The sequence below is a fragment of the Candidatus Pelagibacter sp. Uisw_106 genome (genome assembly GCF_047724975.1).
In the GTDB taxonomy this organism is placed as follows: domain Bacteria; phylum Pseudomonadota; class Alphaproteobacteria; order Pelagibacterales; family Pelagibacteraceae; genus Pelagibacter.
On the sequence record NZ_CP159819.1, the window covers coordinates 951,502 to 972,672 of the forward strand.

At 30.0% G+C, this 21,171-nt stretch carries 20 protein-coding genes and 1 other RNA gene; 3 read left to right on the top strand and 18 right to left on the bottom strand.

Translation table 11 applies throughout. The features are described from left to right. Nucleotides 1–2: 2 nt before the first annotated feature. The 10 genes from ABXT45_RS05300 to hflK form a co-directional block, all read right to left on the bottom strand. Nucleotides 3–1,040, bottom strand: a complete 1,038-nt coding sequence (locus ABXT45_RS05300) for a rod shape-determining protein (protein WP_415313048.1) — start codon at nucleotides 1,038–1,040, stop codon at nucleotides 3–5. A gap of 5 nt (nucleotides 1,041–1,045) precedes the next feature. Further along, a complete protein-coding gene (locus ABXT45_RS05305; RefSeq protein ID WP_415313049.1) occupies nucleotides 1,046–2,608 on the bottom strand; it encodes a 2-isopropylmalate synthase in 1,563 nt (520 codons plus the stop codon). Nucleotides 2,609–2,713: 105 nt separating this feature from the next. Further along, a complete protein-coding gene (gene ilvC / locus ABXT45_RS05310) occupies nucleotides 2,714–3,733 on the bottom strand; it encodes a ketol-acid reductoisomerase (RefSeq protein WP_415313050.1) in 1,020 nt (339 codons plus the stop codon). 20 nt (nucleotides 3,734–3,753) lie between these two features. Further along, nucleotides 3,754–4,302 carry an acetolactate synthase small subunit gene (gene ilvN / locus ABXT45_RS05315; RefSeq protein ID WP_415313051.1) on the bottom strand — a complete coding sequence of 183 codons (549 nt, stop codon included), beginning with the start codon at nucleotides 4,300–4,302 and terminating at the stop codon, nucleotides 3,754–3,756. A gap of 1 nt (nucleotide 4,303) precedes the next feature. After that, complete coding sequence (locus ABXT45_RS05320) at nucleotides 4,304–6,070, bottom strand: acetolactate synthase 3 large subunit (RefSeq protein WP_415313052.1); 1,767 nt, start codon at nucleotides 6,068–6,070, stop codon at nucleotides 4,304–4,306. A gap of 19 nt (nucleotides 6,071–6,089) precedes the next feature. After that, nucleotides 6,090–7,031, bottom strand: coding sequence for a tRNA (adenosine(37)-N6)-dimethylallyltransferase MiaA (gene miaA / locus ABXT45_RS05325; protein ID WP_415313053.1), 942 nt, complete (start codon nucleotides 7,029–7,031; stop codon nucleotides 6,090–6,092). A gap of 2 nt (nucleotides 7,032–7,033) precedes the next feature. Continuing rightward, nucleotides 7,034–8,446, bottom strand: coding sequence for a Do family serine endopeptidase (locus tag ABXT45_RS05330; protein ID WP_415313054.1), 1,413 nt, complete (start codon nucleotides 8,444–8,446; stop codon nucleotides 7,034–7,036). Nucleotide 8,447: 1 nt separating this feature from the next. Then, nucleotides 8,448–8,633: a DUF2065 domain-containing protein gene (locus ABXT45_RS05335; protein ID WP_415313055.1), complete on the bottom strand. Its 186-nt coding sequence runs from the start codon at nucleotides 8,631–8,633 to the stop codon at nucleotides 8,448–8,450. 9 nt (nucleotides 8,634–8,642) lie between these two features. Further along, nucleotides 8,643–9,503, bottom strand: a complete 861-nt coding sequence (hflC, locus tag ABXT45_RS05340) for a protease modulator HflC (protein WP_415313056.1) — start codon at nucleotides 9,501–9,503, stop codon at nucleotides 8,643–8,645. Then, on the bottom strand, nucleotides 9,503–10,603 hold the full coding sequence (gene hflK / locus ABXT45_RS05345; protein WP_415313057.1) for an FtsH protease activity modulator HflK: 1,101 nt from the start codon (nucleotides 10,601–10,603) through the stop codon (nucleotides 9,503–9,505). Before hflK ends, hflC begins: the two co-directional genes overlap by 1 nt. Before the next feature lie 51 nt (nucleotides 10,604–10,654). On the opposite strand from hflK, the gene ABXT45_RS05350 reads away from it, so the two are divergent. Beyond that, nucleotides 10,655–11,485 (top strand): Mrp/NBP35 family ATP-binding protein, encoded by an 831-nt coding sequence (locus ABXT45_RS05350; RefSeq protein ID WP_415313058.1) that lies wholly within the window; start codon nucleotides 10,655–10,657, stop codon nucleotides 11,483–11,485. Here ABXT45_RS05350 and ABXT45_RS05355 read toward each other — a convergent pair. From ABXT45_RS05355 to thyX, 5 genes are all read right to left on the bottom strand, one after another. Beyond that, on the bottom strand, nucleotides 11,475–12,605 hold the full coding sequence (locus ABXT45_RS05355; RefSeq protein WP_415313059.1) for a hypothetical protein: 1,131 nt from the start codon (nucleotides 12,603–12,605) through the stop codon (nucleotides 11,475–11,477). The two genes, ABXT45_RS05350 and ABXT45_RS05355, sit on opposite strands and share 11 nt — an antisense overlap. A gap of 266 nt (nucleotides 12,606–12,871) precedes the next feature. Beyond that, nucleotides 12,872–14,710 (bottom strand): carbamoyltransferase, encoded by a 1,839-nt coding sequence (locus ABXT45_RS05360; RefSeq protein WP_415313060.1) that lies wholly within the window; start codon nucleotides 14,708–14,710, stop codon nucleotides 12,872–12,874. After that, entirely contained in the window at nucleotides 14,711–14,860 is a 150-nt protein-coding gene (locus tag ABXT45_RS05365) for a DUF5989 family protein (RefSeq protein ID WP_415313061.1), read from the bottom strand. It lies immediately after the preceding gene. Between the two features lie 97 nt (nucleotides 14,861–14,957). Beyond that, nucleotides 14,958–15,341, bottom strand: a complete 384-nt coding sequence (locus tag ABXT45_RS05370) for an SxtJ family membrane protein (RefSeq protein WP_415313062.1) — start codon at nucleotides 15,339–15,341, stop codon at nucleotides 14,958–14,960. A gap of 43 nt (nucleotides 15,342–15,384) precedes the next feature. After that, complete coding sequence (gene thyX, locus ABXT45_RS05375; RefSeq protein ID WP_415313063.1) at nucleotides 15,385–16,332, bottom strand: FAD-dependent thymidylate synthase; 948 nt, start codon at nucleotides 16,330–16,332, stop codon at nucleotides 15,385–15,387. A gap of 19 nt (nucleotides 16,333–16,351) precedes the next feature. On the opposite strand from thyX, the gene ssrA reads away from it, so the two are divergent. After that, nucleotides 16,352–16,652, top strand: a transfer-messenger RNA (tmRNA) gene (gene ssrA / locus ABXT45_RS05380). Here the strand turns inward: ssrA and ABXT45_RS05385 are convergent. After that, nucleotides 16,653–17,621, bottom strand: coding sequence for a heparin lyase I family protein (locus ABXT45_RS05385; protein WP_415313064.1), 969 nt, complete (start codon nucleotides 17,619–17,621; stop codon nucleotides 16,653–16,655). It lies immediately after the preceding tmRNA gene. Between the two features lie 266 nt (nucleotides 17,622–17,887). Next, complete coding sequence (locus ABXT45_RS05390; protein WP_415313065.1) at nucleotides 17,888–18,259, bottom strand: phosphoribosyl-ATP diphosphatase; 372 nt, start codon at nucleotides 18,257–18,259, stop codon at nucleotides 17,888–17,890. Nucleotides 18,260–18,325: 66 nt separating this feature from the next. Between ABXT45_RS05390 and fumC the strand changes: the two genes are divergently transcribed. Further along, nucleotides 18,326–19,714 carry a class II fumarate hydratase gene (gene fumC, locus ABXT45_RS05395; RefSeq protein ID WP_415313066.1) on the top strand — a complete coding sequence of 463 codons (1,389 nt, stop codon included), beginning with the start codon at nucleotides 18,326–18,328 and terminating at the stop codon, nucleotides 19,712–19,714. Here fumC and ABXT45_RS05400 read toward each other — a convergent pair. Beyond that, nucleotides 19,702–21,153, bottom strand: a complete 1,452-nt coding sequence (locus ABXT45_RS05400; RefSeq protein ID WP_415313067.1) for a hypothetical protein — start codon at nucleotides 21,151–21,153, stop codon at nucleotides 19,702–19,704. The two genes, fumC and ABXT45_RS05400, sit on opposite strands and share 13 nt — an antisense overlap. Between the last annotated feature and the right edge of the window lie 18 nt (nucleotides 21,154–21,171).

The following is a 21,171-nucleotide window of genomic DNA, read 5'->3' on the forward strand; positions in this document are numbered from 1 at the left end:
TTCTAGTATTCAGATAGCATAGTAGAGAATGTTTCTTCTTGATCTAGAGCTTTTCCTGTCCCAATTGCAACACATGCTAATGGATCATCTGCTATAAAAACTGGCAACCCAGTTTCTTTGGAGAATCTTTTATCAATATTTTTTAACAAAGCTCCACCACCTGTTAACGTTAGACCCATATCCACTAAATCAGCTGATAATTCTGGTGGCGTGTTTTCAAGTGCATCTTTTATACCATTCACCATTTCTTTTAAAATATCATTTAAAGCTTCCGCTGTGTCTTCTTCAGTAATATTTACTTCTTTAGGTGTTCCAGATCTTAAGTCTCTACCTTTGACGGCATAGGTATTACTGTTTGATGGTATAGCAGTACCAATTTCTTTTTTTATTTTTTCAGCAGTACTATCACCGATCATTAAATTATATTCTTTTCTCATATAATTTACCAATGCTCCATCCATTGCATCTCCAGCAACTCTTAATGATTTAGAATACACAAGACCTCCTAGTGACATAACAGCTATTTCTGTAGTACCTCCACCAATATCAACAACCATTGATCCTGTTGCTTCTGAAATTGGAAGGCCTGCACCAATTGCTGCTGCTATTGGTTCTTCAATTAATTGTACTCTTCTAGCACCAGCTGCTAGTGCACTATCTTGAATGGCTTTTCTTTCAACTGGTGTTGATCCAGTTGGAACACAAATTAAGATTCTAGGATTTGCAAAAGTTTTACCAGCATGAACTTTTTTTATAAAGTGTTTAATCATTTCTTCAGTGACTATAAAGTCTGCAATCACTCCGTCTCTCAAAGGTCTAATTGCACTAATGTTACCAGGTGTTCTTCCAAGCATAGTTTTTGCTTCATCTCCAACTGCTAAAACAGTTTTCTTTCCATTATTCTCAGCTATAGCAACAACAGATGGTTCATTTAAAACCACCCCTTGTCCTTTTAAAACAACAAGTGTGTTAGCGGTTCCAAGGTCAATCGCCATATCTTGGCTCCAAATACTACTTAAATTTCTAAACCAATTAGCCATCTTAATTATATACCTTTCACTTTTTGAGTTTCGTGCTCTATTGGAGCAGTTTTTTTTCTTTTAATAATCATTTTATTTAAAGCACTTAAATAAGCGTTAGCTGACGCTACTAATGTGTCAGTATCAGCGGCTTGTCCAACTGTAGTTTTGCCCTCTTCTTCAATTCTAACACTTACTGTAGCTTGTGCATCAGTTCCTTCCGTAACAGCGTGAACTTGATATAATTGTAATTTCACATCGTGTGGATATAAAACTTTTATACATTTAAAAATAGCATCTACAGGACCATCACCTGTTTCTGAAGTTGATTTAACTTCACCATAAACATCTAGAGTCATTTCTGCTTTTTGAGGTTCGCCTGTTCCTGCAAAAACTTTTAATGACTTTAAGTTGATTACATATTTATCTAAAATCATACTGTCATCAACTAAGGCCGCGATGTCATCGTCATAAACATGTTTTTTCTTATCAGCTAAAATTTTAAATTTACCAAAAGCAGATTGAATAACGTCATCAGTTACATCTGCATAACCAAGATCATTTAATTTTTCTTTAAAAGCATGACGACCTGAATGCTTACCCATTACCAATGAAGTCTTTTTAACTCCAACACTCTCTGGTGTCATAATTTCATAAGTTTCTCTATTTTTAAGCATCCCATCTTGATGAATACCTGCTTCGTGAGCAAAAGCATTTTTTCCAACAATTGCCTTATTAAATTGAACTGGAAATGTTGCATTAGAAACTACTTTTGAAGCTTTACTTAATAATTCTGTTTTAATTCCAGTTGAATAAGGCATCAAATCGTTTCTTGTTCTGATCGCCATAACAATTTCTTCAAGTGCAGCATTTCCTGCTCTTTCACCTATTCCATTAATTGTGCACTCAACTTGTCTTGCACCAGCTGAAACACCAGCTAAAGAATTTGCTACAGCCAATCCTAAGTCATTATGACAATGTACAGATAAAATAGCTTTTTCTATATTTGGAACTTTATTTTTTAATGTTGTTATAATTTTAGTAAATTCTGAAGGGATAGTATAACCAACAGTATCTGGAATATTTATTGTTGTAGCACCACTGCTAATTGCTGTTTCAACTATTTTGCACATAAAATCTATATCAGTTCTTGTTCCATCTTCACAAGACCATTCAACATCATCTGTAAGATTTCTTGCATAAGTTACACTTTCCTTTATTGCATCGACAACTTCTTCAGGAGATTTATTTAATTTAAACTTCATATGAAGTGGACTTGTTGAAATAAAGGTATGAATTCTAAATCTTGGAGCAGCTTTTAATGCTTCATGACACGCATCTATATCTTTTTTGCTAGCTCTTGATAATCCACATGGAATTGCATTTTTTAAAATTTTGCTTATTGCTGTAACAGCTTCAAAGTCACCAGGAGAAGCAATTGGAAAACCAGCTTCAATAATATCTATACCTAATTCATCAAAAATCCTTGCTATTTGAATTTTTTCCTCAAGGCTCATCGATGCGCCTGGTGATTGTTCACCGTCACGCATTGTAGTATCAAATATAAAAATTTTATCCTTGTCGCTCATAGTCAGTAATCTTAGAAAATCTATAATACAATCTATAATAGAGATTGCAAAATAATTGTTATATTTTGGCTATAATTTCTGACCGAATTAGGTTTTTAGTAAAAATTAACTCTTATCACTATCTATTAATTTTTTCTTACCAATCCAAGGCATCATTGCTCTAAGTTCAGCGCCAACCTTTTCAATTGGATGATCCGCAAGATCTTTTCTCATTTTTAAAAAGTTCTTTTGACCGCCCTCACATTCTTTCATCCAGTCTTTAGTAAATTTACCAGATTGAATATCAGCTAGAACCTCTTTCATTCTTTTCTTACTTTCGCTATCTACAACTTTTTTACCAGATACATATTCGCCATACTCTGCAGTATTTGAGATAGAATAATTCATATTGGCAATTCCACCTTCGTAAATTAAATCTACTATTAATTTTACTTCATGTAGACATTCAAAGTATGCCATTTCAGGTTCATAACCAGCTTCTGTTAGTGTTTCAAAACCATTTTTAATAAGCTCAACTAGTCCACCACATAGAACTGATTGTTCACCAAATAAATCAGTTTCACATTCATCTTTAAATGTTGTTTCAATAATTCCCGATTTTCCACCACCTATTGCTGAGGCATATGATAATGCAAGATCTCTTGCTTTACCTGTTCCATCTTGATGAACAGCAAATAAACAAGGAACTCCACCACCTCTTTCAAATTCACTTCTAACTAAGTGACCAGGTCCTTTTGGTGCAACCATAAATACATCTAAATCTTTTCTTGCTTCAATTAATTTGTAGTGAATATTTAATCCATGAGCAAAAGCTATGCTTGTTCCTGGTTTAATTCTTTGGTCAATATGATTTTTATAAATTGCTGCTTGTAACTCATCAGGAGTTAGTATCATTGCAACTTCTGCCCACTCTGCAGCATCAGATAAACCCATTACTTTTAAACCTTTTGATTCTGCTTTTGCTTTACTCACGGATCCATCTCTAAGCGCTACTACAACTTCTTTAGCTCCGCTATCTTTTAAATTTAAAGCGTGTGCGTGTCCTTGGCTTCCATAACCGAAAATTGCTATTTTTTTACTTTTGATTAAATCTACATCTGCATCTTTTTCATAAAACATTTTCATTTTTCTTCTCCTATTAGTAATTAATTTAAAATTTCTGCACCTCTGGTCATTGCTACCGCTCCAGTTCTTGAGGCACTGACAAGACCAAGTGGTTTTAAATTTTTTATCATATTATCTATTTCCCTTCTTAATGCTGTTATCTGAATGACGGCAGATTTATTTGTCTGATCTAATATAACTGGATTATACTTTTTACAAGTATTTAAAGCTTTCTTAATCTTGATAGAATTTGCAACAATTTTCAATAGTGCCATTTCTTTAAATATCACTTTTTTATCTTCTCTTTTAAAATTAGCAACATTGTGAACTGGAACTAATTTTTTTAACTGTAATACAATTTGTTCTATAACTTGAGGAGTCCCAGTTGTTACAATTGTAATTCTTGAAAGATTTTTTTTATGATCCACTTCAGCAACTGCCAAAGATTCAATATTGTAACCTCTACCTGAAAATAAACCCACCACTCTTGATAATACACTTGCTTCGTTATCAACCCAAACAACAATTATATGAGTATCGATTTTACCTAACTTACTAGGTGTGCTATATGCTGACTTAGATTTTGCCATTTTAAACTAAAGACTTCCCTTTACCTGTTATTTTATTCTCTTCTTGATCCTTAGGTCCTAACAACATTTGATTGTGTGGTTTTCCTGAAGGTATCATTGGATAACAATTCTCTGCTTGATCTACATGACAATCAAAAATTACTGGTCTATCTATATTGATCATTTCCTCAATTTTTTCATCTAATTCGTCTGGGTTTTCTGCTCTAATACCAACACAACCATAAGCTTCAGCTAATTTTACAAAATCTGGTAATGCCTCTGAGTAGCTTTCTGAGTAATTTTTTTCATGAAGTAATTCCTGCCATTGTCTAACCATTCCCATATATTGATTATTCAAAATAAATATCTTTACTGGCAAATTATATTGAACTGCAGTTGAAATCTCCTGCATAGTCATTAAAATTGATGCTTCTCCAGCAATATCTACAACTAATTTTTTAGGATGTGCTACTTGCACTCCTATTGCAGCAGGTAATCCGTAACCCATAGTTCCAAGTCCTCCTGATGTCATCCATCTATTGGGCTTATTAAATTTATAATGTTGTGCTGCCCACATCTGATGTTGTCCAACTTCAGTAGTAATATATGTGTCTTGGTTTTTTGTTAATTCATAAAGTCTTTGAACGGCATGCTGAGGTTTAATAATTTTATTACTATTTATAAAGTTTAAAGACTGTTTAGTTCTCCATTTTTGAATTTGTTGCCACCATTTTGATATTTTTTGTTTATTTGATTTTTCTAAATTTAAGTTTTTCTTTTTCAAAGTTTTAGTAGTTGATTTTATTACATCACTAACATCCCCAACAATAGAAAGATCAACTTTTACAATTTTATTGATCGATGAAGGGTCAATATCAATATGAACTTTTGTAGATTTTGGAGAAAACTCATCTATTTTTCCTGTAATACGATCATCAAATCTTGCACCTATATTAATTAATAAATCACAATCATGCATTGCATTATTAGCTTCATAAGTTCCATGCATACCAAGCATTCCTAAAAATTGATTATCATCTCCAGGGTAAGCACCTAATCCTTGTAAAGTTGATGTAATAGGAAATCCAGTTAAGGCCACTAATTCTCTTAAAAGTTCACTCGCCTTTGGACCTGAGTTAATTACCCCACCTCCAGTATAAAAAACTGGTTTTGAAGCTTTTTTCATTAAGTCTACTAATTGGTCAATATCTTTTTGATTAAATTTATTAAGGACTTTTCCATTTAATTTTTTTTCTTTTTTAGGTTTAAAATATTTTGCTTTTGCAAACTGAATATCTTTTGGAATATCAACTAATACTGGTCCTGGTCTTCCAGTTGTTGCAACCTCAAATGCTTCATGCATTATTCTTGGAAGATCATTAATATCTTTAACCAACCAATTATGTTTTGTACATGGTCTAGTAATTCCTGTTGTATCACATTCTTGAAATGCATCTGTCCCAATTAAGTGTGTTGGCACTTGTCCTGAAATACAAACTAGAGGAACTGAGTCCATGTATGCATCAGTTAATGCTGTAACAACATTTGTTGCACCTGGGCCAGAAGTAACTAATACAACGCCAGGTTTTCCAGTTGATCTTGCATAACCTTCTGCAGCATGACCCGCGCCTTGCTCGTGTCTAACTAATATGTGTTTTATGGTTGGGTGATTTTTTAACTCATCATAGATGGGAAGAACTGCACCACCTGGATAACCAAAAATATGCTCTACTTTTTGGTCTTCAAGACATTTAAAAACAATTTCAGCTCCAGAAAATAATTTTGGCATTCAGGCAATCTATCGGACTTTATGTTAATTGGTCAAGTTTAAGCGCTGATTTTTTTAAATTTTTTATGTAGTCAGTAATCTTAAAAGGATTAATTTTTTCCCATGATGTCATCCTACTTCTGGCCCATGTAGCTTGTCTTTTGGCGTATTGTCTTGTTTTAATTGAAATTAGTTCGCGTGCTTGGACTAATTCAATTTTTTTATCTAAGTGCTGTGTCAATTCGTCAATCCCTATTACTCTATTTACGCTCAGATCTTTTTTTATTTTTAATTTTATGAATTTTTTTACCTCATTTATTGCCCCTTCCTCAATCATCTTAATTGATCTTAGCGATATTCTTTTAATTAAGTCTTCTCTTTTAAAATCAATATATAGTTTTAGAAATTCCTCATCTTTAAATTCAGATTTTGTTTTAGTTAACCATTCATACATGGAAATTTTTGTAAACGATTTAATCTCAAAGGCTCTAATTGCTCTTTGAGTATCATTTTGATCAAATTTATTTTTAGCCATAGGATCAATTCTTAAAAGTTCTTTATAAAATTTTCTTTGTCCCTCTTTTTTTTGCTTCAATCTAATTTTATTTCTAAACTTAATAGGTATTTCTGGAATTTTAACTAAACCATCAATTAAAGATTGGAAATACAGACCTGTACCACCAACTAAAATAGGAATTTTTTTTCTTTTTTTAATTTCTTTAATTTTTTTGATAGCTATTTTAAGCCATTCACCTGTAGAAAATCTTTTGTTTAAATCAACAACCCCATAAAGATGATGTTTAATATTTTTTTGTTCTTGTTTGTTTGGTCTTGCAGTTAAGATTTTTAGCTTTTTGTAAACCTGCATACTGTCAGCATTGATTATTTCTCCTTGAATTTTTTTTGCAATCTTGACAGCAAAATTTGATTTACCTGAAGCGGTGGGACCTGAAATTAGGATAATTTTGGACTGTTTGTCCATTATCAATCTAGCTTAACACCAATATACCTTCTTTGGTTTTGATTATTATAAATTACAATCAAAATTGTTTTTTGATTAGATTTTAAAACAGTATCAACAATACCCTCTAGATCTTTGGTTGATTTGATTTTTTTCTTTTGAGCTTCCACAATGACATCTCCAACATTTAAGTAATCCACTGGACTATTTTTTCCAATATTTGTTATAACCAAACCTGTTGTTTGATTGGGCAATTTTCTTTCTTTAATATCTTTATTATTCAATGGTCTTACAATTATTTTTAAAGATTTAATTTCAGAAATTTCAGGTGTTTCTTCTTTAGTTTCTTTTTTTTCTACTTTAAAATCTTCTGAAGTTTCAAGTCTTCCTAGTTTAATTTTTTTAGTAATCTCTCTTTTATTTCTCCAAATTTTAACATCTACAGTTTTACCAACTTCTGTTTGTGCAACAATTATTGGTAATTCTTTCATTTCTTTAATCTTAGTATTGTTAAACTCTAATATAATATCTCCTGCTTTAATTCCTGCTTTGTCAGATGGACTTTTTTCTGCAACACTAGCAACTAACGCTCCTCTAGGTTCATCTAATTTTTCAACTTCAGCAATTTCTTCAGAAACTACTTGAATTCTAACACCCAGCCATCCTCTTTTAGTTTCACCAAATTCTATTAATTGACTAACAACTCTTTTTGCATCATTCGATGGTATCGAAAAACCTATTCCTATAGAGCCACCTTTACCTAGAATTGCAGTATTAATTCCAATTACATCTCCATTCATATCAAATAAAGGTCCACCTGAGTTTCCTGAATTTATTGAGGCATCTGTTTGAATATAATCTTCATAACGAGATAGACCAATTGATCTATTTCTTGCTGATATTATTCCTGCTGTAACCGTTCCTCCTAAACCAAAAGGATTACCGATTGCTATAACCCAATCACCAATTCTTGCTTGATCAGAATTTCCAAATTTAACTGGTGTAAATTTTTCTTTTGAATCTATTTGAAGGACAGCAATATCTGATAAAGGATCCGCACCAACAACAGTTGCTTTATATTCTTTATCACCGTCAACTCTAACCAAAATATCTTCTGCATTTTGAATAACATGATTGTTTGTAATTACAATCCCACTCTCTTTTATTATAAATCCTGAACCTAGTGCAGCAGACTTCCTTGTTTGAGGTGTCCCAAATTCTTTGAACATATCTTCAAAAGGAGATCCTGGAGGAAATTGAAATCCTGGAAAAGGATTAGTATTTGTTGTTACGGTTGTTGTGGTTGAAATATTTACAACAGATGGCATTAATCTTTCTGCTAAATCTGCAAAAGATCCCGGTATATCTTTTGCAAAAACTTGAGATGTAAAACTAATTGTAAAAAATACTAATAATAATCTTTTAATTTTATTCATTTTAATTTTTTATATACCAAATAATAATAAATCCTATTACTGCAAATATCAATCCACCTGTTCTTAATTGACTATTAGTCACATCATTTAATTTTAATAGCATACTTTTCATTTTAGATGGGAATAGGGCGTATAAAATTCCCTCTATAAAAAGGAAAAGGCCAAAAGCTATAATTAGCTCTTTCATTGTTTTGGATTAATTTTTAGGTTTTATGTTACCAAAAAATTTAAAGAATTCACTATCAGGAGATAAAATTACCGAAGTGTCTCCACCTATTAAAGCAGTCTCATAAGCTTGCATTGCTCTATAGAATGCAAAAAATTCAGGGTCTCTACCAAATGCACCTGCAAAAATTTTATTTCTTTCACCATCACCTTCACCTTTCATAATCTCTGAATCTTTATTAGCGTTTGCTAGTAATACAGAAACATCTTTGTCAGCAGTAGATGTGATAGTAACTGCCATTTCAGCACCTCTTGCTCTAAATTCTTTGGCTTCTCTTTCTCTTTCAGTTTGCATTCTTCTATAGATTGCTTCACTGTTCGCTTGAGGTAAATCAGCTCTTTTAATTCTAACATCTACTATTTTTATTCCAAATTTTTGAGCTTCTGCGTTTACACCTTCTTGAATTAAAGACATTTGTTTAGATCTATCTTTTGATAGTAGTGTTTGTAATTCTTGTTGCCCTAAAACATTTCGAATTCTTGAGTTAATAATTGTTGCTAATCTTGATCTTGCAACTCTCTCATTTCCAACTGAAATATAGAATTTTAAAGGATCTACAATTTGAAATCTTGCAAAAGCATCAACTATTAATCTTTTTTGGTCTGATGCAATAACTTCTGCTGGTGGTGTATCAAGATTTAAAATTCTGCTATCTAAAAAGACAACGTTTTGAATAAAAGGTATTTTAAAATTTAAACCTGGTTTTAGTATGATTTTTTTAGGATCACCAAACTGAAGTACAATTGCTTGATTAACCTCTTTAACAATGAATATAGAGAAGAACACTAATGCCCCTATTAAAATAATTATTGGTAATAAAATTTTTTTCATTAATTTTGCGCTTTCTTTTTACCTAGCTCTGGTAATGGTAAATACGGTACTACACCTGAGCCTGCATTTTTTTCAATTATCACTTTATCAATATCTGCTAAAACTTTTTCCATAGTCTCTAAATACATTCTTTCTTGAGTTACTTCTTTAGCTTTCGCATACTCATTATAAATAGATATAAATCTGCTAGCTTCACCTTCTGCTTGAGCAACAACTTTTTGCTTGTAAGCTTCTGCTGCTTGCATGATTTTTGCAGCTTCTCCTCTAGCTCTTGGAATAACATCATTAGCATAAGCTTCAGCTTCATTTTTAGATCTTTCCATGTCTGCTCTTGCTGCTTGAACATCTCTAAACGCATCAATTACTTGATCAGGTGGATCTGCTTTTTGTGTTTGAACTTGTGTAATTTGAATACCACTATTGTATTCATCTAGAATTGATTGAATAATTTCCTGAGTTTCAATTTCAATTTGAGCTCTTCCCTCAGTTAAAACTGGTTGAATTTTACTTTTAGCAATTACTTCTCTCATTGCTGTCTCTGCTGCAGCTTTTACTGTTCCTTCTGGATCTTGTATTTCAAATAAAAATTTACCCGCATCTTTAATTACCCAGAAAACTGAAAAATCTATATTAACTATGTTTTCATCACCCGTTAACATTAAACTTTCTTGAGGAACATCAGCAACTCCTCCACCTTGTGAAAAACCACTATCTCTTTCAGATCTAAATCCAATATCAATTCTATTTACTTTTGTAACTTTTGGTGTCTCAACTGTTTCTACTGGAATTGGGATGTGATAATGTAATCCTGGTTGAGTAGTTTTTACAAACTTACCGAATCTAAGAACAACACCTTGTTCATCGGGTCCCACTCTATAAAGTCCACTTGCTAACCATACAAAGGCTAAAATAATTAAAATTAAACCAATTGGTTTTTTTCCTGATGAACTTCCACCAGGTAAAAATCTATTTATCTTACTTTGAATATCTCTAATTAATGCGTCGATGTCTGGTGGTGTAGGTCCTTTTCCAGAACCATTTCCTCCACCTGGAGGTGTTCCCCATGGGCTTCCGCCTCTGCTTTTAAAATCATCCGACATATGACAAAGTATATAATGTCTTTCTAATAAAAAACAAGTAATGATGAGGTTATGACTGATAAAAAGCCAGAACTAAGTGACGCAATGAAGAAAAAATTAGAGCCTAGAAAGTTCACTAAAAATCCTATTTTGGGAACAAAATTTACAATAGCTGTATCAAGTGCCAAAGGTGGTGTTGGAAAATCAACCTTTGCAACTAACCTTGCTTTAGCATTAAAACAAATTGGTTGCAAAGTTGGTTTGCTAGATGCTGACATTTACGGTCCTTCAATTCCAAAGATGTTTGATATTAATGAAAAACCAAAAAGTGATGGCCAGACTTTAACTCCAATTACAAAATATGATATTCAATGTATGTCCATTGGTTTTCTTGCAGATCAACAAACCCCAATGATTTGGCGTGGACCTATGGTTACAAGTGCTATTAAAACTTTTACACAAAAAGTTGGCTGGAAAGATTTAGATTTTATAATTGTTGATATGCCTCCAGGGACTGGCGATACTCAATTAACTTTTTCTCAAGAAATTAAAATGGATGGGGCAATCATTGTTTCAACCCCTCAAGAAGTGGCTCTTCTTGATGTTAAAAGAGGCATTAAAATGTTTGATAAGCTTGGAGTTAAGATATTAGGCTTAGTTGATAACATGAGTTATTTCACAGGAGATGATGGTAAAAAATATAAGATATTTGGTGAAGGTGGAGTTAAGCGAACTGCTGAAGAGTTTGAAAAAGAATTTTTAGGAGAAATTCCAATAAATCCTGAAGTTGGGAAATGTGGTGATGAAGGAAAGCCAATTGTAGAAGCTAATCCTGATCATGAAATTTCTAAAATATATTTAGCTTTTGCTCACAAAATAAAAAATATATATCTTAATGATTAGTTTTGGAGATAATAAAATCTGAAATTAAGTTGTGACCTTTTTGATTAAAATGGCCACTTAATCCAAATGGATATAAATCTTTATAATTATTTACTTTAATAAAATTTGTTAAATCAATTATGGGTATCTCTTTTCTTTCAACTATTTTTAATAATTTTTTTTTATTTAAAAAATCAAAACTATTAATTTTATCTGGAAATTGTTCACTTAACTTAAAACGATCATATGCTGGGATATATATAAAATATAATTTAAAGTTATGTAATTTTGCCATACCTTTAAAGTTTTCAAGTATATCACGCATGAGTGTTAAACTTTTTTTTTGTCTATTAGAAATATTTCGATAATCATTTAGCTGAATTAAATATCTATTATTTCTGGATAATGCTTCAGTTTTATTTTCTATTTTTTGTGATGGAAAATATTTATCAAAAAAATATTTTCTAAATTTTGTTAAAACAATTATATTTCTAATTTTACTAATTTTTTCTATTTTTTGTGACTTTAATAATTTTTGATAATATCTTTTTGATATATCATTTTTTAAAAGTAAATTGATTTCATTTTGTCTATTTTTTAAATCTTGAGAAAAATTAATATCTAAATATTGTTTTAAGATAAAATGATCTTTTTCACGGTTCAAATTATAAAAATCATTTCCCTCGTAATGAAAATATAAAATAGAATCTGGTTTTTTTACTTTAATATATTCTTGCAAGGTTGCTTGATTTAATAACGGGCCATTTCCACCCATTCCTAAATTTAAAAAAATCTTATCTAACTTTTTGTTTAGTATTCGGGTAAAATCCTCTTTTACACATGCCCCATGAACGAAGCTATCACCGACAAGAAAGGTAACCTTTTTTTTTGTATTCCAATTTTTGTCTGGATTGTTAAATCCATATCTGTCTGAAACATAATTATTAAAATATCCATTTTCATTGCAAAATATTGTGTAAATATTAGATACACCTGCCAAAGGTAAAACATCAAGTGTGTTATCATCAATAAAATTTGTTCCAGAAATAGTTACAGATTTATCTTTTAACTCCGTTTGATGATAGATTTCAAGTCTACTTCGATTATCAAAAACAAAATTTTCAAAACTTTTTATATTCAATAATATCTCAAATGAGTAAATTGGTAGCAATAATGAAAATAAATAAATTATATAAAATATTTTTTTTTTTTTAAAAAAAAAACTAATTATGAATAATAAGACAAATAATAAGAAATATTTTAGATAATAAAATTTAAAACCCAAATAATTTATATTTAAAAATTTAAACAAGCTAAAGAAAATTAATACTGAAATAGTAGTTAAAATAAAAAAGTATATATAGTTAACTTTTTTCATTATAATATCTTTTTAGAATTCATATGCTTTTAATCAAGCTCAAATTGATTTTTATAATCTTTTTTTAATCTAATATTTTGATTTTTCTTAAGTAAAAAACAATTACCTATAACCAGGGTGTCTAATTCAGTTCCCATAAAACAATTAAAAGCATCTTCTGGAGTATTAACCATTGGTTCGCCTCTAATATTAAATGATGTATTGATCAAAATAGGACATCCAGTTTTCTCCTTAAATTTTGCAATTAATTTATAATACTTGGAGTTTATATTGGAGCTTACTGTTTGAATTCTGGATGTATAATCTACATGTGTTACTGCAGGAATATTTGATCTTTTAATATTTAATTTATTGATACCAAATAATTTTTTTTCTTCTGTGGTCATTTCTATCTTTAAACCATCTTTAACTTCAGCAACCATCAACATATAAGGACTAGTAACATCAATATTAAACCACTCGCTAACTTCTTCCTCTAAAATTGATGGAGCAAATGGTCTAAAACTTTCTCTATATTTAACTTTTAAATTTAAATTTTTTTGCATTTGTTCTGATCTAGGGTCACCTAGAATAGATCGTCCACCTAGAGCACGCGGTCCAAATTCCATTCTTCCTTGAAACCACCCAACTACATTTTCTTTTGATAAATGAATTGCAGTTTTATCTATTAATTCTTGTTCTTTAAGAATTTCATATTTTGCACCAGCTTTATCAAGTTGCTCTTCAATTATTTTTTGTGAATATTCTGGTCCAAGATATGAGCCTTGCATACTATCATTTTGATTTACATTTCGTGGATTATCTTGTTCAATGTGCCATAAGGCTAGTGCTGCTCCTAAAGATCCACCAGCATCACCAGCTGCAGGCTGAACCCAAATATTATTAAATATTTTTTCTTTCAATATTTTTCCGTTAGCAACACAATTGAGTGCAACACCCCCAGCTAAACATAGATTTGATATATTAAATTCTTCTTTTAAAGATTTTGTAAGTCTAATCATTATATCTTCGGTTACTTTTTGGATTGAGGCAGCTATATCCATATGAAATTGAGTTAACTTTTCATGTTTAGCATCTCTAACTTTTTGACCAAATAAATTAGTAAATTTATTGTTTGTCATTGTGAGGCCAGTTGCATAATTAAAATATGACTGGTCGAGATGGAATGATCCATCTTCTTTAATATCGATAAGATTATTTTTAATTTTGTCTTCATAAATTGGGGACCCATAAGGAGCCAGACCCATAAGCTTATATTCGCCACTGTTTACTTTAAAGCCAGCATAATAAGTAAATGCTGAATATAATAACCCTAATGAATGAGGAAAGTGAATTTCTTTTTTTATCTCCAGATTATTTCCTTTGCCAATGGCAACTGTAGTTGTTGCCCATTCACCAACACCATCAGCTGTTAATACTATGGCCTCTTCAAATGGAGACGGAAAAAAAGCACTGGCTGCATGGCTTAAATGATGATCTGAAAAGTAAAGTTTTTTATCATCAGTGAAATTGTTGTCATGTTTTTTTAATTCATTGAAAAGCATTTTTTTTTGAAACAATTTGTCCTTTAACCATAATGGTATTGCCATACAAAAGGACTTGAAACCTCTTGGTGCAAAAGCAACATAAGTCTCTAACAATCTTTCAAACTTTAAAAAAGGCTTTTCAAAAAAAATAATTTGGTCAACTTCACTAAGTTTAATTTTTGCAAATTTTAAAACAAATTCAATTGCATTAAATGGGTAACTAGAATCATGTTTTTTTCTTGTAAATCTTTCTTCTTGTGCTGCTGCAATAATCTTACCATCTACAAGAATAGTTGCCGCACTATCATGATAAAACGCAGAGATGCCTAGAATAGTTTTCACTTAAAAGATTGTGTAAATAAATGGTGCTACAGCTGAACCTTGACTTAAAATTATTAATCCACCAAATAAAACTAAAACTAATAATATCGGTAGTAGCCAATATTTTTTTCTAAACTTTAAAAATTCCCAAAACTCTTTTAAAAAATCCATAGAAAAAACATTACCATAAATTTATTGAATCGAAATTTATAAATTAGCTATACATTAGTTTTATTTACAATAAATACGGGAAAAACTTTCTCTAAAATTAAAATTGATTTTTCATTTTACTTTTTATTTTAGATTTTTTAATCCAGTATGTTTTTTGACTCCCTCTTTTTAAATTGAGTAAATTTTTACCTAAAGATTTCATAATAAGTGATGTTGGTGTAACAATTGTAAAAAAAACTATACCCATTACAATTGGAGATACAAGTCTACCTAATATTATTCCAAATTTAAACCAAATCTTATTTAAAGGTGTCAAGAATTTTGAATTCAATAATCCTAAAACTAAAAAAACAAGAGCGATTATTATTGACCAAATTCTTATATTTTCATTTTTCAGGAGTGGAAATAATGAAATAATTAAAAATACAAAAAAAAATACTGCTCCAAAATTTCTATTTGTTGGCAATTTAATTTCTTTCATAAATTTACTATTATTTGATAATCTTTAAATTAATTTTTAAAAATTAAATTATCTTATCAGTCAAATCAAATGCAACCATTAGCTCATTCCACTCTCTTTTGGACAAGCCTGAGTTATTAGGGTTAACTTCTTCACCCTTAATAAGTTTTTGAATGATAACTTTTCCTTTAGCAGAAACTTCTGTACCACCCACTCTATAATCCATGAATGCATCATAAGTAATTGGAACCCATTTCTTTACAGTATCTAACATGATATCGGCATATACTCTTATTTCATATTGTGCATGACTATCAGCTCTTAATCTTAAAAAATTCATTAAGTTTAATAAATCAGTTTTCCAATACCACTGTGTATAAGTGTTTAAAGTTAAATTCATTCTTGCAAGTTCTCTTGCTAACCCTTTTTTATTTTCATCAATAGTTGAACCGTCAAATCTCTCATTTAGCATCATCTCATAATTGTCATAAGTTTGTTCGGCATCACTTTTTAAAAGTTCTAAAACTTCTTTTGCTTGTTCACCTTCAATCACATCACCTCTACCCTGTCTGTTACTTGAGGATTGTGCTGCTAAATTTTCTGCTGATGGCAAATAAAATTCTTTATCTAAAATTGAATACCTAGCTGAGTATTCGTTAACATTTGCTGTTCTATGTCTTATCCATTGTCGGGCAATAAATATTGGAAGCTTCACATGATATTTGATTTCACACATTTCAAATGGAGTGCTATGCCAATGTCTCATTAAATATTTAATCAGACCTGCATCTGTAGAAACTTGCTTGGTTCCTTTTCCATATGAAACTCTAGCTGATTGAACAATTGAAGTATCATCACCCATGTAATCAATAACTCTTACAAAACCATGGTCTAATACTGGCATTGCCTCATACAGAATATTTTCAAGCGCTGGAGCAGTAACTCTTTTTGTTTGATTTTGTTGACTCTGTTGGTCTTTGATCTCTTGTGATTGTTCTTTAGTTAATTTCATGATTTTATTGAATCTTTATTTTATTGAATCTCTATCAAATGCTTTTATAGTAATAGTGTTGGCTTGCCAACTACGACGATAAACGAATTTCGTAATAACCATTACGGACGTGGGGGCAGTACCCACCACCTCCACCATTACAACTTATGGGGGTGAAATAGGATCGACGGGTGACTAAAGGCTATTCTTTCGTTCGGGATTGTTCCACCGTAACGGGCTAAACTTTAAATGCTGACGAAAGTTACGCACTTGCTGCATAATTAACTTAGGTTAATTATAGAAGCACGGTCTGGGGCACCGGGTAACAGAACGCCCCTTATCTAATTTAAATATTTGTCCAAGGTTTTTTTATCTGAAACAACAATAAAATCATCATAATGTATTGATTGTTTTGGATATCCAATACCTAATGGATCAGAGTCTCTATAAGGACCTATTCTAATGTGTGATCCAGTGTATACACCTTTCTTCCAATCCCAAGTTATACCTGAATAATTTAGAACTAATTCGTCGTTTATAAATACACGTACAAATCCATCTTCTGACTTTGAGTTTTTGATACCAAATTTAAATGTATTCCATTGACCATGAATTTTTTTAAAAGATCTTGGAAAGTTTATATCTGCAGCAGAGGAAGTTAATTCTCGAGCATATTTTGAAAACTGATTTCTAATTTTGAACTTATATAATTCATACTTGTTATCTTTTTTATAAAATTTGTTTGAAACTCTGTGTATGAATGCTTCTGAACTGTTATATTTAATTTTTGCTATTCCGCCTGTATCACCTCCAATATCAACTAAATTTCCATTTTCATAAAAATGCACAGAAACTAATGGACTTTTCCTCATATCTTTAAAATTATTTTTAAACTGAGTCACCAAAAGTCTATCATCTATATGCTCAAAGTTTTCAGGAAATCTCATTCTAAATCCATACCAGATTTCTTTATTTAAAGTTTTTTTTGGTTTTACCTCAAACTCTGCTCTTTCTGTGTTGACCCATGTTCCGCAACATTTATTCCAACCATGTTCAACAGAAATTTCTAAAAACTTATTTTCATTTGGTTCTTGTTTTATCTTAAATGGTTTTCTACCTACGCCTTTGTCATTAATGTGGTATTTCTTAAGATTTACTTGTCCAACTTTTTGGTCTTCAAAATTTTCATAAAAGTTCCACGGTGATTTTGTTTTTTTGTTTACATAATCTGGAACAGGCACCTTCTCCCAACTATAAGCAGTGATTGTAAATGAGAAAACTAAAAAAACTGTTAATATAATTATCCTCATAATGAAAGAATATAAGAATATTTTTAAAACAAATAAATACATTTATTTGTTTTAAAAAATTGAAATATCAAATGCAAAGACAATTTAAGGTTTTAGGGTACGATAAGAGAATAATTGCCCCCAATTTCAATGAAGTTTCAAAACAAGGTTTAGGACAAAAGTTAAAACTCTCAATGAAGTCCTCAATGAAGTCCTCAATGAAGTCTTTCAAAAAAGCGTTATTTTCTGTTATAAGCTGGTTTAAGGGGTAGAACAGAACGCCCCTACTAATTTACAAATTTAGATAAATCAGGTTTAAAATATTTAGGGCCCTTCATAACTTTTCCAGATTCGTTATAGATAGGTTTGCCATCTTCACCTAATTTACTCATATTTGAACTTTGTACTTCTTCAAAACACTTATCAAGATCAATACCAAGCGCATGTCCAGCCCCATAAGTTACATACAATATATCTGTTAAAGCATCTGCAACTTCCAAAAGATCCTTATTTTTCATTGCTTCTTTAAGCTCTTCTAATTCCTCTTTTATTAAATCATATCTAAGACTATTGATCTTATCAGTGCTAAAAGATGGCTTAGTTTTGACTTCTTGACCAAAGGTTTCCATAAAAGTTTTTACTTTGTTAAAATTTGACATTTAGCTCCTGTAAGTTTTTAAAAATTAATATATAAGTATATTAAATTACTAATTATATATTAATCAATGAAATTAAGAAAAGAATTCGACAGCATTGGAAGTATCAACGTGCCTAGTGATAAATATTGGGGTGCATCAACTCAAAGATCTAATAAATTTTTCAATATTGGAAAAATTTTAGTTAATATTTCAATAATAAAATCTATTGCAATCATTAAAAGATCTGCTGCTTTAGTGCATTATAAAGAAAAACAGATCAATAAAAAAATTACCAATTCAATAATAAAAGCTTCAGATGAGGTTATTAAAGGAAAGCTAGATGAAAATTTTCCTTTAAAAGTTTGGCAAACAGGCTCTGGCACACAAACTAATATGAATGTTAATGAGGTGATTGCAAATAGAGCAATTGAAATATTAGGCGGAAAAAAAGGTTCAAAAAAACCAGTTCATCCAAATGATCATGTAAATAAATCTCAATCAACAAACGATGTCTTTCCAACAGCTATGCATATATCTGTTGCTAAAGAAACTATATCAAAACTATTACCTAGCTTAAAAATTTTAGAAAAAGAGTTAGCAAAAAAATCTAAAGAATTTAAAAATATTATTAAAATTGGTAGAACTCACTTACAAGATGCAACACCGTTATCACTTGGACAAGAATTTTCAGGCTACCAGGTACAGCTAAAAAAATGCATTGAGAGAATAGAGCTTGCACTTAAAGAAATTTATTTTTTAGCACAAGGTGGAACAGCTGTTGGGACGGGTATTAACTCTAAAAAAGGTTTTGATAAAAAAATTGTTAAAGAGATCGCCAAATATACTAAAATTCCTTTTATACCAGCTCCAAACAAATTTGCGGAACTTGCAGCTCACGACTCTATTGTAAATTTTTCAGGCACACTAAATACTTGTGCTGTTGCATTAATGAAAATATCAAATGATGTAAGATTTTTAGGTTCAGGACCTCGTGCTGGATATGGTGAATTAATATTACCAGAAAATGAACCTGGTTCGTCTATTATGCCAGGAAAAGTTAACCCCACTCAATGTGAGGCAGTAACAATGGTTTGTGCTAAAGTAATAGGCAATCATACTGGAATTACAGTTGCTGGATCTCATGGACATTTTGAATTAAATGTATTTAAGCCAATGATTGCTCATAATATACTTCAATCGATAGATCTTATTGCAGATAGTACTAAAAATTTTGCGATTTATTGCGTTAAAGGAATAAAGGCTAACAAAAAAAGAATTAAAGAACATCTGGATAATTCATTAATGCTAGTAACAGCGCTAGCTCCTCATATCGGATATGATAATGCAGCAAAGATTGCAAAGACAGCTCTAAAAAATGGGACAACGCTAAAACATGAAACTCTTAAAACAGGTCTTGTTGATGAGAAAGACTATGAGAAAATAGTAGATCCTAAAAAAATGATCTATCCCTCATAAAGATTAATTAATTCATTCAGTAACTTTCTGCTTTTAGTTAAATTATTAGAATTACTATCAGTGAAACCTTCAGTTATATTGTAGAATTGATTACTCACTTTATTGTCATCTATCTTAATATTTTTAAATGTAATTTCATTACTCAAAAAATCATAAATTATATTTAACTTAATATTTTTAATATCTTTTCTTAATCTTTTATTAGTGTTTAAAAAAGAATATAATCTATCAGTATTTTTAATTTCTATTGATAAATTAGCAGCCAAAATTAATTTATCATTTTCTAAAAATAAATCACTATTAGAAACTTCTATTAAACCAATATTGTTATTAATAAATAGTGTGTTATCAAAACTTATTTTGCCATTTAAAATTCTTAATACTATTTTAACTTCATTAAAAATTACATCTTTTTTTGTGGATTTAATATTTACTAAAGTGTGTACACTAATATTTTCATTAAATAATGGACCTGATTTAATAAATTCATTGATAATTGAATTTGATGTAAATAAATTAGAAATTTTATAATTTTCTAGATTAATTTTTAAATATAGATCGAATGGATTTATTGCTAGTTGTCCACTATAATTTAATTTAGAATTATAGACTCTAGAGCCATTTGATTGAAATATTACTATCTGGTTCTTAATATTATATTTCGTATTAATGGATGAGCTTAAAATAGAAATATTACTTGTTCCAGTGCTCAAATCTTCACCTGTTTTAAAAGATTTATTTATAACCTTAAGTTTAAGATCAGGAGCATTCACCTCAATTTTTTTTTTTAAATCAAGTGTATTTTGATATTTTAGTTTAAAAGGTATGTTAAAAATTTCGCCTTTTAAATCTAACATATTAAATAAATTTTTCTCATCAAAAAATAAAAATGCATTTGAGACTTTAATAATTGAAATTACTTCATTTAAATTGTCCTTAAAAAAAATATTACTATTATTAATTTTAACTTTTTTTTTAGAAAATTTATTATCACTATTTTTATAAAGCATTTTTAAATTATCATTTAGTAAAGAAAAATTTGCTTCTTCAATAACTACTTCATTTATTCTGGTGCTTTCTTTATTAAAAAAATTATTTTGACTAATAAAAATATTTAATGTTTTAATTTCTGCTAAAGCAGTTTTGCTGTCTTTAATTAAATAATGAGGTTTTGGCAAAATACGATATGAAATATTAAATGAATTGCTTAAATTTATATTAAACTCAGCACTTAATTGGGTTATAATTTTGTTTTGTACCCAATTTTTGTCATATAAAATAGGTATCAATAAATAAAATATGTAAATAAATAATGCAGCAATAATAGCTATTATATATTTATTAAAGTTGCTGACATGAAACTTATCAATTGTTTTATTCTCAACTTTGAATATTGTCTTTTTAATAAGGTTATTAAAGGTTTTAACAATTTTTTTCATAAATCTTGTTGAAAGTTA

Coding starts and splice junctions, on each gene's coding strand:
- ABXT45_RS05300 (WP_415313048.1), bottom strand. CDS start 1,040: ATGGCTAATTGGTTTAGAAATTTAAGTAGTATTTGGAGCCAAGATATG.
- ABXT45_RS05305 (WP_415313049.1), bottom strand. CDS start 2,608: ATGAGCGACAAGGATAAAATTTTTATATTTGATACTACAATGCGTGAC.
- ilvC (WP_415313050.1), bottom strand. CDS start 3,733: ATGAAAATGTTTTATGAAAAAGATGCAGATGTAGATTTAATCAAAAGT.
- ilvN (WP_415313051.1), bottom strand. CDS start 4,302: ATGGCAAAATCTAAGTCAGCATATAGCACACCTAGTAAGTTAGGTAAA.
- ABXT45_RS05320 (WP_415313052.1), bottom strand. CDS start 6,070: ATGCCAAAATTATTTTCTGGAGCTGAAATTGTTTTTAAATGTCTTGAA.
- miaA (WP_415313053.1), bottom strand. CDS start 7,031: ATGGACAAACAGTCCAAAATTATCCTAATTTCAGGTCCCACCGCTTCA.
- ABXT45_RS05330 (WP_415313054.1), bottom strand. CDS start 8,446: ATGAATAAAATTAAAAGATTATTATTAGTATTTTTTACAATTAGTTTT.
- ABXT45_RS05335 (WP_415313055.1), bottom strand. CDS start 8,633: ATGAAAGAGCTAATTATAGCTTTTGGCCTTTTCCTTTTTATAGAGGGA.
- hflC (WP_415313056.1), bottom strand. CDS start 9,503: ATGAAAAAAATTTTATTACCAATAATTATTTTAATAGGGGCATTAGTG.
- hflK (WP_415313057.1), bottom strand. CDS start 10,603: ATGTCGGATGATTTTAAAAGCAGAGGCGGAAGCCCATGGGGAACACCT.
- ABXT45_RS05350 (WP_415313058.1), top strand. CDS start 10,655: ATGACTGATAAAAAGCCAGAACTAAGTGACGCAATGAAGAAAAAATTA.
- ABXT45_RS05365 (WP_415313061.1), bottom strand. CDS start 14,860: ATGGATTTTTTAAAAGAGTTTTGGGAATTTTTAAAGTTTAGAAAAAAA.
- ABXT45_RS05370 (WP_415313062.1), bottom strand. CDS start 15,341: ATGAAAGAAATTAAATTGCCAACAAATAGAAATTTTGGAGCAGTATTT.
- thyX (WP_415313063.1), bottom strand. CDS start 16,332: ATGAAATTAACTAAAGAACAATCACAAGAGATCAAAGACCAACAGAGT.
- ABXT45_RS05385 (WP_415313064.1), bottom strand. CDS start 17,621: ATGAGGATAATTATATTAACAGTTTTTTTAGTTTTCTCATTTACAATC.
- ABXT45_RS05390 (WP_415313065.1), bottom strand. CDS start 18,259: ATGTCAAATTTTAACAAAGTAAAAACTTTTATGGAAACCTTTGGTCAA.
- fumC (WP_415313066.1), top strand. CDS start 18,326: ATGAAATTAAGAAAAGAATTCGACAGCATTGGAAGTATCAACGTGCCT.
- ABXT45_RS05400 (WP_415313067.1), bottom strand. CDS start 21,153: ATGAAAAAAATTGTTAAAACCTTTAATAACCTTATTAAAAAGACAATA.